The sequence below is a fragment of the Lactobacillus fornicalis genome, from assembly GCF_055362665.1.
The window spans coordinates 52,215-67,883 of the sequence record NZ_JBLTIM010000005.1 but is presented as its reverse complement, the minus strand read 5'-3'; the positions used below and the strand labels follow the sequence as shown (position 1 = coordinate 67,883).

Annotated in this window: 16 protein-coding genes; 15 read left to right on the top strand and 1 reads right to left on the bottom strand. The window is 34.4% G+C overall.

Going from position 1 to position 15,669, the window contains the following annotated elements; translation table 11 throughout:
* Positions 1-2: 2 nt before the first annotated feature.
* From thiI to mreD, 9 genes are all read left to right on the top strand, one after another.
* Positions 3-1,217 (top strand): tRNA uracil 4-sulfurtransferase ThiI, encoded by a 1,215-nt coding sequence (thiI, locus tag ACNDLV_RS01405; protein ID WP_006586538.1) that lies wholly within the window; start codon positions 3-5, stop codon positions 1,215-1,217.
* Entirely contained in the window at positions 1,217-1,921 is a 705-nt protein-coding gene (locus ACNDLV_RS01400; protein WP_006586539.1) for a pseudouridine synthase, read from the top strand. Before thiI ends, ACNDLV_RS01400 begins: the two co-directional genes overlap by 1 nt.
* Positions 1,922-2,192: 271 nt before the next feature.
* Complete coding sequence (locus ACNDLV_RS01395; RefSeq protein ID WP_006587181.1) at positions 2,193-4,832, top strand: valine--tRNA ligase; 2,640 nt, start codon at positions 2,193-2,195, stop codon at positions 4,830-4,832.
* Between the two features lies 1 nt (position 4,833).
* Positions 4,834-6,090 (top strand): bifunctional folylpolyglutamate synthase/dihydrofolate synthase, encoded by a 1,257-nt coding sequence (locus ACNDLV_RS01390; protein ID WP_006586541.1) that lies wholly within the window; start codon positions 4,834-4,836, stop codon positions 6,088-6,090.
* A complete protein-coding gene (locus ACNDLV_RS01385; protein ID WP_006586542.1) occupies positions 6,080-6,760 on the top strand; it encodes an HAD family hydrolase in 681 nt (226 codons plus the stop codon). The genes ACNDLV_RS01390 and ACNDLV_RS01385 overlap by 11 nt, the downstream gene beginning before the upstream one ends.
* Before the next feature lie 34 nt (positions 6,761-6,794).
* Positions 6,795-7,418, top strand: a complete 624-nt coding sequence (locus ACNDLV_RS01380) for a JAB domain-containing protein (RefSeq protein ID WP_006586543.1) — start codon at positions 6,795-6,797, stop codon at positions 7,416-7,418.
* Positions 7,419-7,516: 98 nt separating this feature from the next.
* A complete protein-coding gene (locus ACNDLV_RS01375) occupies positions 7,517-8,521 on the top strand; it encodes a rod shape-determining protein (RefSeq protein ID WP_006586544.1) in 1,005 nt (334 codons plus the stop codon).
* Between the two features lie 51 nt (positions 8,522-8,572).
* A complete protein-coding gene (gene mreC, locus ACNDLV_RS01370; protein WP_006586545.1) occupies positions 8,573-9,430 on the top strand; it encodes a rod shape-determining protein MreC in 858 nt (285 codons plus the stop codon).
* Positions 9,430-9,975, top strand: coding sequence for a rod shape-determining protein MreD (gene mreD / locus ACNDLV_RS01365; protein WP_006586546.1), 546 nt, complete (start codon positions 9,430-9,432; stop codon positions 9,973-9,975). The genes mreC and mreD overlap by 1 nt, the downstream gene beginning before the upstream one ends.
* Before the next feature lie 42 nt (positions 9,976-10,017).
* Here mreD and ACNDLV_RS01360 read toward each other — a convergent pair whose 3' ends face one another.
* Positions 10,018-10,137, bottom strand: coding sequence for a DUF4044 domain-containing protein (locus ACNDLV_RS01360; RefSeq protein WP_006586547.1), 120 nt, complete (start codon positions 10,135-10,137; stop codon positions 10,018-10,020).
* Between the two features lie 91 nt (positions 10,138-10,228).
* On the opposite strand from ACNDLV_RS01360, the gene ACNDLV_RS01355 reads away from it, so the two are divergent.
* The 6 genes from ACNDLV_RS01355 to mraY all read left to right on the top strand — a co-directional run bounded on the left by ACNDLV_RS01355 (position 10,229) and on the right by mraY (position 15,669).
* Entirely contained in the window at positions 10,229-10,558 is a 330-nt protein-coding gene (locus ACNDLV_RS01355) for a DUF3397 domain-containing protein (RefSeq protein WP_006586548.1), read from the top strand.
* A gap of 197 nt (positions 10,559-10,755) precedes the next feature.
* The gene (gene mraZ, locus ACNDLV_RS01350) at positions 10,756-11,187 is read left to right on the top strand and encodes a division/cell wall cluster transcriptional repressor MraZ (RefSeq protein ID WP_006587183.1); all 432 of its coding nucleotides are present in this window, start codon (positions 10,756-10,758) and stop codon (positions 11,185-11,187) included.
* Complete coding sequence (rsmH, locus tag ACNDLV_RS01345; protein ID WP_006586551.1) at positions 11,184-12,137, top strand: 16S rRNA (cytosine(1402)-N(4))-methyltransferase RsmH; 954 nt, start codon at positions 11,184-11,186, stop codon at positions 12,135-12,137. Before mraZ ends, rsmH begins: the two co-directional genes overlap by 4 nt.
* Positions 12,138-12,149: 12 nt before the next feature.
* Positions 12,150-12,524, top strand: coding sequence for a cell division protein FtsL (gene ftsL, locus ACNDLV_RS01340; RefSeq protein WP_006587184.1), 375 nt, complete (start codon positions 12,150-12,152; stop codon positions 12,522-12,524).
* Positions 12,525-12,526: 2 nt separating this feature from the next.
* Positions 12,527-14,689 (top strand): peptidoglycan D,D-transpeptidase FtsI family protein, encoded by a 2,163-nt coding sequence (locus tag ACNDLV_RS01335; protein WP_006587185.1) that lies wholly within the window; start codon positions 12,527-12,529, stop codon positions 14,687-14,689.
* A 20-nt stretch (positions 14,690-14,709) separates the two neighbouring features.
* On the top strand, positions 14,710-15,669 hold the full coding sequence (mraY, locus tag ACNDLV_RS01330) for a phospho-N-acetylmuramoyl-pentapeptide-transferase (protein WP_006586554.1): 960 nt from the start codon (positions 14,710-14,712) through the stop codon (positions 15,667-15,669).

The following is a 15,669-nucleotide window of genomic DNA, read 5'->3' as shown; positions in this document are numbered from 1 at the left end:
TAATGCAATATACTGAAGTTATGGTTCGTTATGGCGAATTATCAACTAAAGGCAAGAATAGAAAGGATTTTATTGGTCGTTTGGCCGGTAACGTAGAAAAAGTTCTTGCGGATTTAGAAAATGTAAAAATTTATCCCAAACATGATCGAATGCATATTGTCTTGAATGGCGCTTCATTTGAAGAAGTTGATCGCCGCTTAAAGAAAGTATTTGGTATCCAAACTTATTCACCAGTTATAAGAACTGAGAAAACCCTTGAAGCAATCAAAAAGACTGCCCTTGAAATAATGCAGGCAGTTTATAAATCTGGGATGACTTTTAAGGTAAATACTAAAAGAGCGGATCATCGTTTTGAATATGACACCAATCAACTTAACTTAATGGTAGGAGATTATTTATTTGATAACTTACCAAATCCTAAGGTTGAAATGAAACATCCTGATGTTGTATTGCGTTTAGAAGTTCGTCAGGATGCTGTTTATATATCTAATCAATTATTACATGGACCAGGTGGAATGCCAGTAGGTACAGCTGGTAAGGCAGTAATGATGCTTAGTGGGGGAATTGATTCGCCTGTTGCATCATATCTTGCTTTAAAGCGTGGCGTTGATATTGAAATGGTACACTTTTTCAGCCCACCATACACTAGCGATAAAGCCTTAGCAAAAGCTAAAGAATTGACAGGTATTTTAGCAAATTACTGTGGAAAAATTACTTTTATTGCGGTTCCTTTTGCTGAAATTCAAGAAACAATTAAAGAAAAGCTGCCAGAAGGGTATTTGATGACAATTCAACGACGCTTTATGTTGCGTTTAGCTGATATGATTCGAGAAAAGCGCAAAGGGTTAGCAATTTTTAATGGTGAATCAGTTGGACAAGTTGCGTCACAAACTCTAGAATCTATGGCAGCAATAAATAATGTAACAACAACTCCTGTAATTCGTCCTGTTGCAACGATGGATAAGACAGAAATCATTCGTTTGGCAGAAGAAATTGGAACTTTTGATCTTTCAGTAATGCCTTTTGAAGATTGTTGTACTATTTTTGCCCCACCACGTCCAAAAACTAAACCTAAGATTGAAAAAGCAATCGAATATGAAAAACGTTTAGATGTTGAAGGGCTTTTGCAAAGAGCAATGGAAGGTATTGAAATTAGCACAATTAAGCCTAATGAAAAGTTTATTGATGATCAAACAGCAGATCAGGATTTACTTTAATGCGAATTGATAAGTATTTAGCGAATATGAAAGTTGGATCTCGAAAAGAGGTTCATGATTTAATTAAGGCAAAAAAAGTTACTGTAAATGGTCAACTGGTTAAGCAGGCAAAACAACAAGTTGCTGATACAGATATAGTTAAAGTAGCTGATGAAACTATAGCTTATGAACAATTTCATTATTTTATGTTAAATAAGCCAGCGGGAGTAATTACCGCAACCGAGGACCCACAACAAAAGACTGTACTTGATTTAATCGAGCATAAGGATCGCTATCAAGGGTTAAGCCCTGTAGGACGTCTAGATAAAGATACTACAGGGTTATTGTTGCTTACTAATGATGGTCAACTTAACCACAATTTACTTAGTCCCAAAAAACACGTTGCTAAGACTTATTTTGTTGAGTTAGATTATGAGGTATCTGATGAGTTGATTGTCAACTTTGCTAAGGGAGTCACTTTAGCTGATGGTACAAAAGTTAGTCCATCTCAATTAAAGATTGATAAAAGTAATAAAAAGCAAGGCTTTATTACAATTCATGAAGGAAAATTCCACCAAATTAAACGAATGTTTGGTTTGTTTGATTTAGGTGTAGTAAGGCTCAAACGAATAAGTATGGGAAATTTGAGCTTAGATGAAAATTTATTATTAGGGAAGTATCGGAAATTAACTAAAGCAGAGATATCTGCATTAAAAGATAGTTAGTAGTGAATTTTTATGTTATACTTTCTTTTATAAAACAGCATAGCCAAGAGGAGAATCTTCGTTTACAGAGAACAGCCATTAATTCTGAGAGGCCAGAGGATTTCGGGTAGCTTGGTCAGCTGGTAGATTGAAATTAAGTAAGTTTATCCGGATTAGCACCGTTATCGCTTAAAGAGAAGTATGGAAATTTTTTCTATACTTAATATAGGTGGTACCGCGGTCAGTTAATCGTCCTAGACTTTTGTCTAGGACTTTTTTTATGGAGGTAAAAATGACAAATTTAGCGCCAAAATACAACCCTAATGAGGTTGAAGAAGGTAGATATCAAACTTGGCTTGATGAAGATTTATTTAAGCCATCTGGTGATAAAAAAGCTCACCCATATTCTATTGTGATTCCGCCACCAAATGTAACAGGTAAGCTTCATTTGGGGCATGCTTGGGATACATCTATTCAAGATACTTTAATTCGACTCAAGCGGATGCAAGGCTATGATACGCTCTACTTGCCAGGAATGGATCATGCAGGAATTGCAATGCAAGCAAAGGTTGAAGCAAAATTGCGTAAGCAAGGCTTAGACCGTCATCAAATGGGTAGAGAAAAGTTTGTTAAGCAAGTTTGGGACTGGAAAGATGAATATGCAAATATTATCAAGTCTCAATGGGCAAAATTAGGTTTGTCACTTGATTACAGTCGTGAACGTTTCACTTTAGATAAGGGGCTTTCAAAGGCTGTAAGAAAAGTCTTCGTTCAACTTTACAATGAAGGCTTGATTTATCGCGGTCAATATATCATTAACTGGGATCCGAAACTTGAAACTGCTTTAAGTGATATTGAAGTTATTCACCAAGATGATAAGGGAGCCTTTTACCATGTTAAGTATCCATTTGCAGATGGTAGTGGTTTTGTAGAAATTGCAACCACTCGTCCAGAAACTATGTTTGGTGACGTTGCTGTTGCTGTTGCCCCTGGGGATGAAAGATACAAGGACATAGTTGGTAAAGAATTAATCTTGCCACTTGTTGGTCGTCACATTCCAATTATTGAAGATCAACATGTTGATCCAGAATTTGGTACTGGGTTGGTTAAAATTACACCAGCTCATGACCCTAATGACTTCTTAGTGGGTAACCGGCATGACCTTAAACGCATCAATGTTATGAATGCTAATGGTACCATGAATGAAGAATGTGGTAAGTATGCAGGAATGGACCGATTTGATTGCCGTGAAGCATTAGTTAAGGACTTGGAAAAAGAAGGCTACTTAATTAAAGTTGAACCAATCGTTCACTCAGTGGGTCACTCTGAAAGAAGTGGCGTTCAAGTTGAACCACGTCTTTCAACTCAATGGTTTGTTAAAATGAAGCCACTTGCTGAAAAAGCACTTGAAAATCAAAAGACTGCTGGCAAGATTGACTTCGTTCCAGAAAGATTTAGCCAAACTTTTGAACAATGGATGGAAAATGTTCATGACTGGGTAATTTCTCGTCAATTATGGTGGGGGCACCGAATTCCAGCTTGGTACAATAAAGAAACTGGCGAAATGTATGTTGGTGAAGAAGCTCCTAAAGATATTGAAAATTGGCGTCAAGATGAAGATGTGCTTGATACTTGGTTTAGTTCAGCTCTTTGGCCATTTTCAACTTTAGGTTGGCCTGATGAAAACGCAGCAGATTTCAAGCGTTACTTCCCAACTAATGCATTAGTAACTGGTTATGACATCATTTTCTTCTGGGTATCTAGAATGATTTTCCAAAGTTTGCACTTTACTAAGCAAAAGCCATTTGACCATGTTGTGCTTCACGGTTTAATTCGTGATGAACAAGGACGTAAGATGAGTAAGTCTTTGGGTAACGGGATTGACCCAATGGATGTAATTGATAAATATGGTGCTGATGCCTTGCGTTGGTTCTTGCTTAACGGAACAGCACCTGGTCAAGATACTCGTTTCAGCTACACTAAGATGGACTCAGCTTGGAACTTTATCAATAAAATCTGGAATGCTTCAAGATTCGTAATCATGAACTTACCTAGTGATGCTAAGCCTGCTCATATGCCGGATGTTGCCAAATTTGATTTGGCTGATAAGTGGATTTTCGACCGTTTGAACCACACTGTTAAAGAAGTAAACCGCTTATTTGATGAATTCCAATTTGGTGAAGCTGGCAGAGAAATGTACAACTTCATTTGGAATGACTTCTGTGATTGGTACATTGAAATCTCTAAGGTTGCCTTAAATGGTGATGACGAAGATTTAAAGGCTAGAAAGCAAGAAAACTTAATTTGGATTTTAGATCAAATTTTGCGTTTGATGCACCCAATTATGCCATTTGTAACTGAAAAGCTATGGTTATCAATGCCACATGAAGGCAAGAGTATCTCAGTTGCAAGTTATCCTGTAACTCATACTGAATTTGAAAACAATGATGCTGATAACCAAATGAACTTCATGATTGAAGTTATTAAGGCTGTAAGAAATATTCGAATGGAAGTTAATGCACCAATGTCAAGCTCAATTGATATTTTGATTCAACTTGATAAAGCAGAAGATAAGAAGATTTTAGAGGATAATGCAGAATACGTCCAAAACTTCTTACATCCTAAGAATATGGAAGTATCAACTCAAGTTTCAGCTCCAAAATTAGCTAAGACTGCCGTTATTCCAGGAGCTCAAATCTTCGTTCCATTGGCTGATATTGTTGATTTAGATGAAGAATTAGCTAAAATGGAAAAAGAAGCTAAGCGCCTCGAAGGCGAAGTTATGCGTGCAAGCAAGAAACTTTCAAATGAAGGATTTGTCAAGAATGCACCCGAAGCAGTAATTGCTAAGGAAAAGGAAAAACAAGCTGATTATGAAAGTCAACTTGAAGCTGTTAAAGCACGGATGCAAGAATTAAAAGAAAGTCGTTAATGTGAATAAATTTAATACTTTATCTGATTTTTTAAATTATCTCTATGCGTTACCACGTTTGCATAAAAAAAGTGATTTAAGTTATATTAAGCAGGTTTTGGCAGAAATGGATAATCCACAAGATAAGGTGAAGACAGTTCATGTTACAGGCACTAATGGTAAAGGTTCTACGTGCTATTACATTAGTAATTTACTAGAAAAGGCCGGTCAAAAGACTGGCCTTTTTGTCTCACCATATATTCGCGAATTTAATGAACGAATCCAATTAAATAGCCAAAATATTTCAATTGAAGATCTTTTAGTTGGGGCTAATTATATCTATCAAATTTTGCAAAAACTTAAAATTGAGTTAGTAACATTCGAGTATGAGGTCGCTTTAGCGTTTTGGTATTTTGCAAAAAAACGTTGTAATTATGCTGTAATTGAAGTAGGAATCGGCGCCCGTCATGATAAAACAAATGTCATAATTCCTGAAGTAAGTGTTATTACAACAGTTGGTTTGGATCATGAAAAGATTATTGGCCCCACGCTGCAAGATATTGCTTTTGAAAAAGCTGGAATAATAAAAGATAAGCGACCAGTAGTTTTAGGTAATGTACCTGAGAGTATACTTCCCATAATTCAAAAAGAAGCCCAAGTAAAATCAGCTCCAATGTACCAATTGAATAAAGATTTTTCGGTTATGAGTGCAGAAAATAAATTGCTAGTTCACACAAAGATGGGGATATATCAATTTGAATCACGTCCCCTAGTAGAAGGATTTGATATAGCAATAGCTTGTCAGGTCTTGAGCTTACTTAATTTATCAATTTTACCAACTGAAATTGAAAAAATAATTAATTTGACGAAAATTCCGGGGCGCTATCAGATAATTAAAACTAAACCAACAATAATTTTGGATGGAGCTCATAACATGCAAGCAATGAATAATTTGATTGATTTTGTTAATGCTGAGAAAAATAAAGGACAAATTTATGTTTTGATAACTATGATGAAAGATAAAGATTTGTCAGAGGTTTTTACTTTGTTTAATCACAATGAAAAAATAACTCTAACAACAATTGATTATCCACGGGCTGCTAAAAAAGCAGACTTTCCAGCTGAAGTTTTAGAAAAATATAAGTATAGAAAAAATGCCATCCAAGCATATATTGATTTAAAGAAAAATTTGAAAGAAAATGATACTCTTGTTGTAACTGGTTCATTTTATTTAGTTAGTCAGATTTTAAATTTTCAGGAGAAGATAGATGCAAGTTAAAGGATTAGTTGGTAATATTAAGGGTGTGATTTTTGACCTTGATGGATTATTAGTCAATTCAGAAAAATTATATTGGCAAGCTAATATTCAAGCAGCTCAAGAAGCAAAACTTGATATTCCAGAAGATTCATATCTAAAGTTGACAGGTGCAACGGCTAAAGATATGCAGAATTTTTATCATAAATATTTTGCTAGTGAAATAGAACGTGATGCATTTATTAAGCGAACAGATGACTTGGTTTGGCAATGGACAGATGAGGGAAAGTTAAAGTTACAAAAAGGTGTACAGGAAGCTCTAGATGAGTTTAAAAGCAGAGGCTTGCATCTTGCAATTGCATCAAGTAACTATAAAAGGGTAATTGAACACGCTATTACCAAAACGGGCATTAAATCATATTTTGATTTTTATTTATCATATGATGATGTTGAAAAATTTGAATTAGCCCCTAAGCCAGCTGGAGATATTTATGAATTAGCAGCAAAAGAATTAAAGTTGAATAAACAAGAGCTGATAATCTTTGAAGATTCATCAACTGGCATTGCTGCTAGTAAAGATGCTGGCATTCAGGGAATAATGATTCCAGACTTGAAAAGTCCTAGTTTAAAGGATAAGAAGAATGCTAGTTTAATCTGTACAAGCTTTTTGGATTTTTTAGAAAAAATCGCTTAAAATTTTGTATATAAGTAGTGGAAGGAGCGATTTAATGCAGATTGCAGATAAGGACCACTACTTATTAAAAACAGATCAAGAATTATTAAATGAAATTTTTATTTTGCTTGAAGAAGCTGGAATTAAGAGCTTCGCTGAGCTTAATAATGTTTTATTAAATAAAAAGTTAGAAAATTTTGGACAAATTTATGATTATTTGACAAGTTGTCAGATAGATGATGAACTTTTAAGCAGAACGATAACTTTATTAAAAAGATTAAAAGCAGTTAGAACTAGAAAGTTAATTCAATTTGTTTCCAGTCATGAAGTTGGAAAATATTTAATTGACAGATTTTTAGGAGTGGAACAAGAGCAATTAGTTGTTATATATCTTGATAATAAAAATAAGGTTCTAGGAGAGCGTTTGCTTTTTCAAGGAACGGTTAATCGATCTGTTGTTCATCCACGAGACATATTTAGGTGGGCAGTATTTTACAATAGTGTTGGTATCTTAATAGCCCATAATCATCCTAGTGGGGATGCCAACCCTTCACAAAAAGATATTGAATTTACTAAACAAATAAATAAAGCAAGTGATTTGATGGGGATTAATTTTTTAGATCACATTATTGTTGCTGATCGAAGCTATTTAAGCTTTAAAGAGGAGCAATTAATTTAAGGGTTATTAAAATCCCGTTAAATCCGGCCGCTTCCTTGTTTAATATGCTATAATAGTTCAAGATTTATTGAGACCACAATTATTAAGGAGAGATATTCGTGTTTGGATTAGGATCAAAGAATATCGGGATTGACCTTGGTACAGCTAACACATTAGTTTACATGGAAGGTAAAGGTATTGTTTTACGTGAACCTTCTGTTGTTGCCAAGAATACCCAAACTGGTGAAGTTATTTCTGTTGGTTCAGAAGCTAAGGAAATGATTGGTAGAACACCGGGTACTATTAGAGCTATTCGTCCAATGAAGGATGGGGTTATTGCAGATTATGATACAACTGCTGCAATGCTTAAATACTTTATGGAAAAGACAGTAGGTAATTCTAAGCCTGCAGTTATGATTTGTGTTCCATCTGGTGTTACTGAAGTTGAAAAGCGTGCAGTAATTGATGCCGCCCGTGTTGCTGGTGCAAGAGAAGCATATGTAATTGAAGAACCATTTGCAGCAGCTATTGGTGCTGGACTTCCAGTTATGGATCCAACAGGTTCAATGGTTGTTGACATTGGTGGGGGAACTACTGATGTTGCTACTATTTCTTTAGGTGGGATCGTATCAAGTCGTTCAACTCGCCAAGCTGGGGATAAATTCAATAGCTCAATTTCAAGCTATATTCACCAAAAGTTTAATCTCTTAATTGGTGAAAGAACTGCTGAAGATATTAAGATTCAAATTGGCTCTGCTTCTGTTGAAAAGGCAAAGGAAATTGAATCTATGAACATTAGAGGTCGAGATTTAATTACTGGATTACCTAAATCTGTTGATGTTAATGCAGTTGATGTAGCAGAAGCTATTCAAGAAGTAGTTCAAGATATTATTGTTGCAATCAAAGAAACTTTAGAAGAAACTTCTCCTGAAATTGCAGCTGATGTTATTGACCACGGTATTGTTTTAACTGGTGGTGGTGCTTTACTTAAGAACCTTTCAGAAGTTATTTCAGAAGCTACTAAGGTTCCTGTATTTATTGCTCAAGATCCACTTGACTGTGTAGCCATTGGGACTGGTGAATCTTTGAAGAATATTGAAGTAATGCGGAGAGCACATAAATAATGAATCGGCGAAAGCCGGTTTTTATTTTATGAAATTGAAGAAATTAGATTAATGAAGAAGTTTTTACAAAATAAAAAGATACTTGTTAGTTTTTTGACTACTTTGCTAGTTGTTATTATTTTAGGAATTACAGTTAGTTTAAGAAGTAAACGGAATAGTCCACTGTTCTTCCAAAAAATGGGTAATGATATTATTTCAGTTGCTAGTCGAGTAGTTAATTGGCCAGTTTCTTTAGCATCTGATGGCATTAGTAATATCAATAGTATTATTAATATGCAAAAAGAAAATGATCATTTAAAAAGCCAAGTATCTAACTTGGCTCAAACCAAAGCACGAAATTCAAGTTTAGAAGCAGAAAATAAGCAACTTAAATCAGCTCTCAACTTAAAAAATACATTAACAACTTACACTATAGTTAATGCCTCAGTGATTTCACGTTCACCTGATACTTGGTCAGATATTTTAATTATTGATAAAGGTTCAAGTAGTGGTATTAAGAAAAATCAGGCAGTTATGTCTGGTGGTGGTGTAATTGGGAGAATACTCGAGGTTAATTCAGCAACGTCAAAAGTTGAATTGATTACTACCACTGATAAATCAGCCAATAGATTTAGTGTTGAAGCTGATGCTGCTAATGGTAAAAAAGTCCATGGTATTATTACTGTTAATAGTGATGACACAAATTCTTTGTATTTCACGCAAGTTGTTGATAGTAAAAAGCTCAAGAAGGGTGCTAAAGTTTATACTAGTGGCTTAGGTGGGCGTTCTCCAAAGGGGCTATTAGTAGGTACTGTTGCAAAAACTACTAGAGATTCATTTGGATTGTCTGATTTAATTGAAATTAAACCAGCTGGTTCTATTGGAGATGCCTCAGTTGTGTCTGTAGTTGAAAGAAAGGTCTCAGAATAATGAATTCTAGATCTAAGTTATCAAGATGGTATATTGCGATTGCAGAATTTGGTGCGTTAATTATTGATGGTGTTGCTAGTATTTATGCTCATTCGTTATTAGGGCTAAGTGGAGTGAGCGCCAGTTTTTGGTTAGTTGTTATTGCTGTAGCGGCATGTAGCTTAATTGACGAAAATAACAATAATGAAATTATTTTAGCCTTTTTTATAGGATTGATAGCGGATATTTATTATCTAGGCTTTATTGGACCTTATACAGTTGGACTAACATTAGTTTCATGGCTATGTCAAAAGGTTACCCGTATATTACCTGATGTTTTTGTGGTTAGAGTTCCAGTAATTGTTATTTGTTATTTGCTTTTTGATGCATTCTTTTGGTTTATTTTGACAATTGCAAGTACGATTTCTATCTCTTTTTCCCAAGTTCTATGGGGGATGATTGCTAATGCTATTTTAGCTTTGATTTTAGCAAGCTTGAGCTATCCTTTATTTAATCTTTTGGGTCGAGAATATCCTTTTGCAATAAAAATGAATTATTATAAATAAAAAGGTTGTTGCAATTGGCAACAACCTTTTTTATTTAAACTATTAGAAAATATTTAAGCCTTGTAATACAGGAATTAAAATGGCTAAGAGAGTAATCAATGCCATTAATACTGCCATTACAATTGTAAGCTTTTGAAATTTAGACTTCTTTTTACGTGCCATGAAAAATCCTCCTAAGCTTGTATTTTAGCTTAGCTGGAATTGTTTTGCAATTTATTGATAAAATTGAGAGGAAGAATAAAGGAGATTATAAATGTTAATGATTATTTTACTACCAGTTCTCGGCTTCATTACAGCAGCGATTGTTAATGCAGTATTTCCCAAAGCAAAATTTCGCGGATACGATGTATTACCTTTCTTCTTTATTGCTGCTTGTCAAAATATATCAAATTTTTTAAAAAATCCATCTTTTTTGCCATATGGTTTTTTAACTTATTTTGTTTTGGTACTTGTTATTAGTATTAGCAGTGCTATTAAGTTCAAAAATATTGATTCTGGAAAATTAATCCGGAAATTATGGGATTATCTCACAGTTTGTACAATTTTTTGGTACATTGGACTTTTATTCACAATTATTATCTAATTTAGTATAAGAATTTCAAATATAAAAACAAAATCCCCACAATTAATAAAGAAAGTTTAACAGCGCTAAAGGTTGATTTAGCGCTGTTTTTATATTCTAAGAAAATAATTGTTAAAAAAGTTTCACAATTATTTGTAATATTGTGGTAGGAAGTGGGGAATTGTGGTAGATTATTACTTGGAAGGGAGGCTACCGTCATGTTCATGGGTGAATATCATCACAATTTGGATGCGAAAGGACGCTTGATAATTCCTGCCAAATTTCGTAACCAAATGGGTGATAAAATTATCTTCACTCGTGGGATGGAAGGCTGTATTTTTGGTTATTCTGAAGAAGAATGGCAAAAGATTGAAGCTAAATTAGCCAAACTCCCCCTGACTAAACGAAATGTGCGTAAATTTACACGTTTGTTTTATTCTGGGGCAATGGAAAGTGAGTTTGATAAACAGGGTAGAGTTAATTTAACTGCTACCTTGAAAGAACATGCAGAATTGGAAAAAGAATGTGTCATTGTTGGTGTTTCCAACCGTATAGAGATTTGGTCACAAAAACGATGGGATGATTTTACTGATGATGCTGATGAAAACTACGATGACATTGCAGAAGATTTGGATGATATTGAATTATGACAACGAATTTCAAGCACACAAGTGTATTACTCAGGGAAACAATTGATAATTTAAATGTAAAAGATGAAGGCCTATATGTTGATGCGACTTTTGGTGGTGGAGGTCATGCTCGCTATTTATTAAGTAAGCTCAATACAGGTGTTTTGGTTGGATTTGATCAAGATAATTACGCAATTAATGCTGCTAAAGATAATTTCTCTGAATATTTATCTGGTAATCATCAGCCACAGTTAATTATGGTTCATGATAATTTCAGTCATTTAACTGATAATTTAAATAAGCTGGGAATTAAAGATGGCATTGATGGAATTTATTATGATTTAGGAGTTTCTTCTCCACAATTCGATCAACCTGATCGAGGCTTTTCATATAGATTTGATGCTAGATTGGATATGAGAATGAATCAAGAACAAGAGCTTGATGCATATCAAGTGGTAAATTCATATTCTCAATCTCAACTAGCAGATGTTCTTTATCAATATGGTGATGAAAAATTCTCACGGCAAATTGCCCGTAAAATCGTTCAAAGACGACAACAAAAACCAATTGAAACCACATTCGAATTGGTAGAGCTTATTAAAGAAGCTATTCCAGCTGCTAAAAGAAGAACTGGCGGGCATCCTGCTAAAAAGAGTTTTCAAGCAATTCGCGTTGAAGTAAATCATGAATTAGATAGCTTAAAAGCCTCTTTGCAAGAAGCAATTGAACTATTAAGACCTGGTGGACGGATTAGCGTAATTACTTTTCAATCGCATGAAGATAAAATAGTAAAAAAAATATTTAAAGAAAATTCTGAAGTTGATGTACCACGTGGAATTCCAATAATTCCAGATAATTTGAAACCAAAACTTAAACTGGTAAATAGAAAACCTATTCTTGCTACAGCTTCAGAGTTAGCTAACAACAACCGCTCACACAGTGCTAAATTAAGAGTTGCAGAAAAGTTATAAGAGGATAGAAAAATGGCTGATAGTTCCGCAAGAAATCTAAATTATAATTATGAACCTAGTAGAAAAGCAAGAAGTACTTTTGAAACAGAAAGAAGAATGTCTGTTGATCCCAATAAAGTGCCGTTTTCTAGGTCTGAAATTTTTATTTTAATTGCTGGCTCTATTGTTACTATCGCCATGGCTGCCATGCTTGTATTTACTAGTGTTGCAGCAACTAGTGCACAACACCAATTAGCCAATATTCAAACTGAGCTTACAAGTAGTCAAACCGATTCTTCTAATTTAAGACAAGAAATCGGTGAACTTACTTCAAGTTCAAGAATGAATAAAATTGCTAAGCAAGAAGGTCTTAGCTTAATCGAAAGTAATATTAGGACTGTTGATTAATAATGAAGAATTCAAATAATATAAAAACAACAAAAACCAATGTTCACAGTAACCGTTTTCAGGTGGGGAGAGTCCTTCAGGTTATTGTTGCCTTGGTTTTTCTTATTTTTTTAGGACGAACTTTATATATAAGTATTTCAAAAACCGTTGCTGGCGAAAATTTATCTGCTCGAACAGCTGCTTTATATAAGAGAAATCAAGTGCTTAAAGCAACTAGAGGTACGATTTATGACCGCAATGGTTTTACTATTGCAGAAGATTCACATGTTTATACGATTTATGCAATACTTGATCATTCATCAATAAACTATAAGAATAAGCCAGAGTATGTTGTTAATAAAGATAAAACCGCTGAAAAATTAGCTACAGTTTTACCTTTATCTAAAGAACAAATCTTAAAATATTTAAATCCAAAAACTAAGGCATTCCAAGTTCAATTTGGATCTGGTGGTTCTAATTTAACAATTGAGCAAAAACAAAAAATTGAAAAAATGAAGTTGCCAGGGATTAAGTTTATTGAATCACCATCTAGACTATATCCTAATGGTACTTTTGCCTCACATATTGTTGGATTAGCTCAGCCGGTTTACAACAAAAAAACAAAGTCAACTGATTTGGTTGGAACAATGGGACTTGAAGCATATTACAACAAATATCTTGCCGGAAGAGATGGCTATAAAGAAAGTAGCGTTGATGCTTCAGAATATCAACTTCCAAATGGTACCAATGCTTATCAAGCAGCAAAAAATGGTGATGATATTTATTTGACTCTTGATAGTCAATTACAGAATTATTTAGAGAATTTGTTAACGAAAGTTCAAAGTAAGTATCAGCCTAAGGCTTTAACAGCAGTAGTTGAGGATTTACGGACGGGTAAAGTTTTAGCAGCATCACAAAGACCTACGTTTGATGCTCAGACTAAAAAAGGATTAACGGATTCATATACTGATTTGTTAACCCAAGCAACATATGAACCAGGTTCAGTATTCAAAATACTGTCTTTTGCTGCTGCTATCAATTCTGGCCATTATAATCCTAATGAATTATATAAATCAGGATCTCTTACGTTGAATGGCTCAACAATTCATGATTGGAATGTTACTGGATGGGGTTCGATTCCTTTGTATGAAGCCTTCCCTCGTTCAAGTAATGTTGGTTTAAGTATTTTAGAGCAAAAGATGGGAGCTTCTACGTGGAGAAGCTATCTAAATAAATTTGGTATCACAAAAAAAACAGGTATTACTTTGCCAGGTGAGCAAGCAGGTATGATTGCATTTAAGAGTAAATTAGATCAAGCTGTAACTTCATTTGGACAAGGGGTTAATGTGAATGTCTGGCAAATGATGCAAGCTTACAGTATTCTTGCAAATAAGGGTCAGATGGTCAAACCACAACTAGTTGAAAAAATTGTTTCACCAACTGGTAAGGTGGTTCAAAACTATAAAGTACAAAAAGTTGGCAAGAAAGTTGTTTCTGAATCTACCGTTAAGACAGTTTTACAGGGGATGCAAGATGTTGTTAATAAACAATACGGAACAGGGACCGCTTATAAAATTGCTGGAAAAAGCATTGCTGTAAAAACAGGGACGGCTCAAATTGCTGGTTCAAGTGGATATTTAACAGGAAATAATAATTATATTTTCTCTGTGATTGGGGTTACTCCAGCCAATAATCCTCACTATGCAGTTTACTTAACTATGAAACAACCACAAAAGATGACCGATCCAGCTGAAACGATTTTAGCTTCAATTTTTAAGCCAATGATGAATCGACTTATTCTTTCTAGTTCAGTAACTAAAAAAGCTAGTGCAAGCAAAGAAGAAGTGCCAAATGTCGTTGGTAAGTCTGTTTCTAATGCTAAAAATGACATTGAAAAAGTAGCTTTATCAGTTGAAGTGCTTGGCTCAAGTGATGTAGTTACTCAGCAAACACCTGCTACAGGGCAGAAACTTTCAGCTGGAAGCAAAGTATTTGTCTTAACTAGTGGAAAGATTTCATGTGCTGATTTTACAAATTGGACTGTTGAAGAAGTGAAACAATATGCTGCTTTGGCAGGAGTCAGTGTTAAGGTTTCTGGATCAGAGGATGGAAAAGTTAAGTTACAAAGTATTAAAGCAGGAACTACCTTAAAAAACGGACAGGAAATTACAATAAAAACAAAATAGAGATATAGAGGGAGATAATAATGCTATATAGTATCTATGCCTTAGTTATTAGTATGGTTATTACAGCAATATTTTTGCCATGGTTGATTGTCTTTATGCACATGCACCATGAAGGACAACCAATTCGAGAAGAAGGACCGAAAGCCCATTTGAAAAAAGCAGGAACGCCAACAATGGGAGGTACCGTTTTTGTAATAGCTTCTGTTATTGCAACAACTTTAGTTTTAGTTTGGAAGCAGAGCTTTAATAATATAGCAATTATTTTGATAATCGCTTTATTAGGGCATGGATTAATTGGCTTTTTAGATGATGGTTTAAAAATTATTTGGAAAAACAACTTAGGATTAAGAGCGTGGCAAAAGCTACTTTTGCAAATTTTTATTGCTATTGTTTTAGTTTTAATTGCTAGTTTTGATCGTTTTGCATTCGCTTTACGCATGCCTTGGGGCGGAGCGCTAACTGGACCGGTAATTTTTGTGCTATTTACTATTTTTTGGTTAGTCGGATTTTCTAATGCTGTGAATTTATCAGATGGTTTAGATGGTTTAGCTAGTGGTTTATCTATTGTCAGTTTTGCTACATATGCATACTTGGCCTTTAAGCAAGAAAATTTGGCAATTTTGGTTTTTTGTATGAGTGTAATTGGTGGATTAATAATCTTCTTAATCTTCAATCATAAACCTGCTAAAATTTTTATGGGTGATGCTGGGTCCCTTGCTTTAGGTGGCTCTCTTGCTGCAATTGCAATTTTATTAAATAGACCATGGTCTTTACTTTTAGTGGGACTTGTATTCGTTTGTGAAACTGCAAGTGTTATGATACAAGTAACTAGTTTCAAGTTAACCCATAAAAGAGTTTTTAAGATGACGCCAATTCACCACCACTTTGAACTTTCAGGTTGGAGCGAATGGAAAGTTGACATTGTCTTTTGGCTAGTTCAATTGATTTTTAGTATTTTATATTTAATTATCTGGGGATAA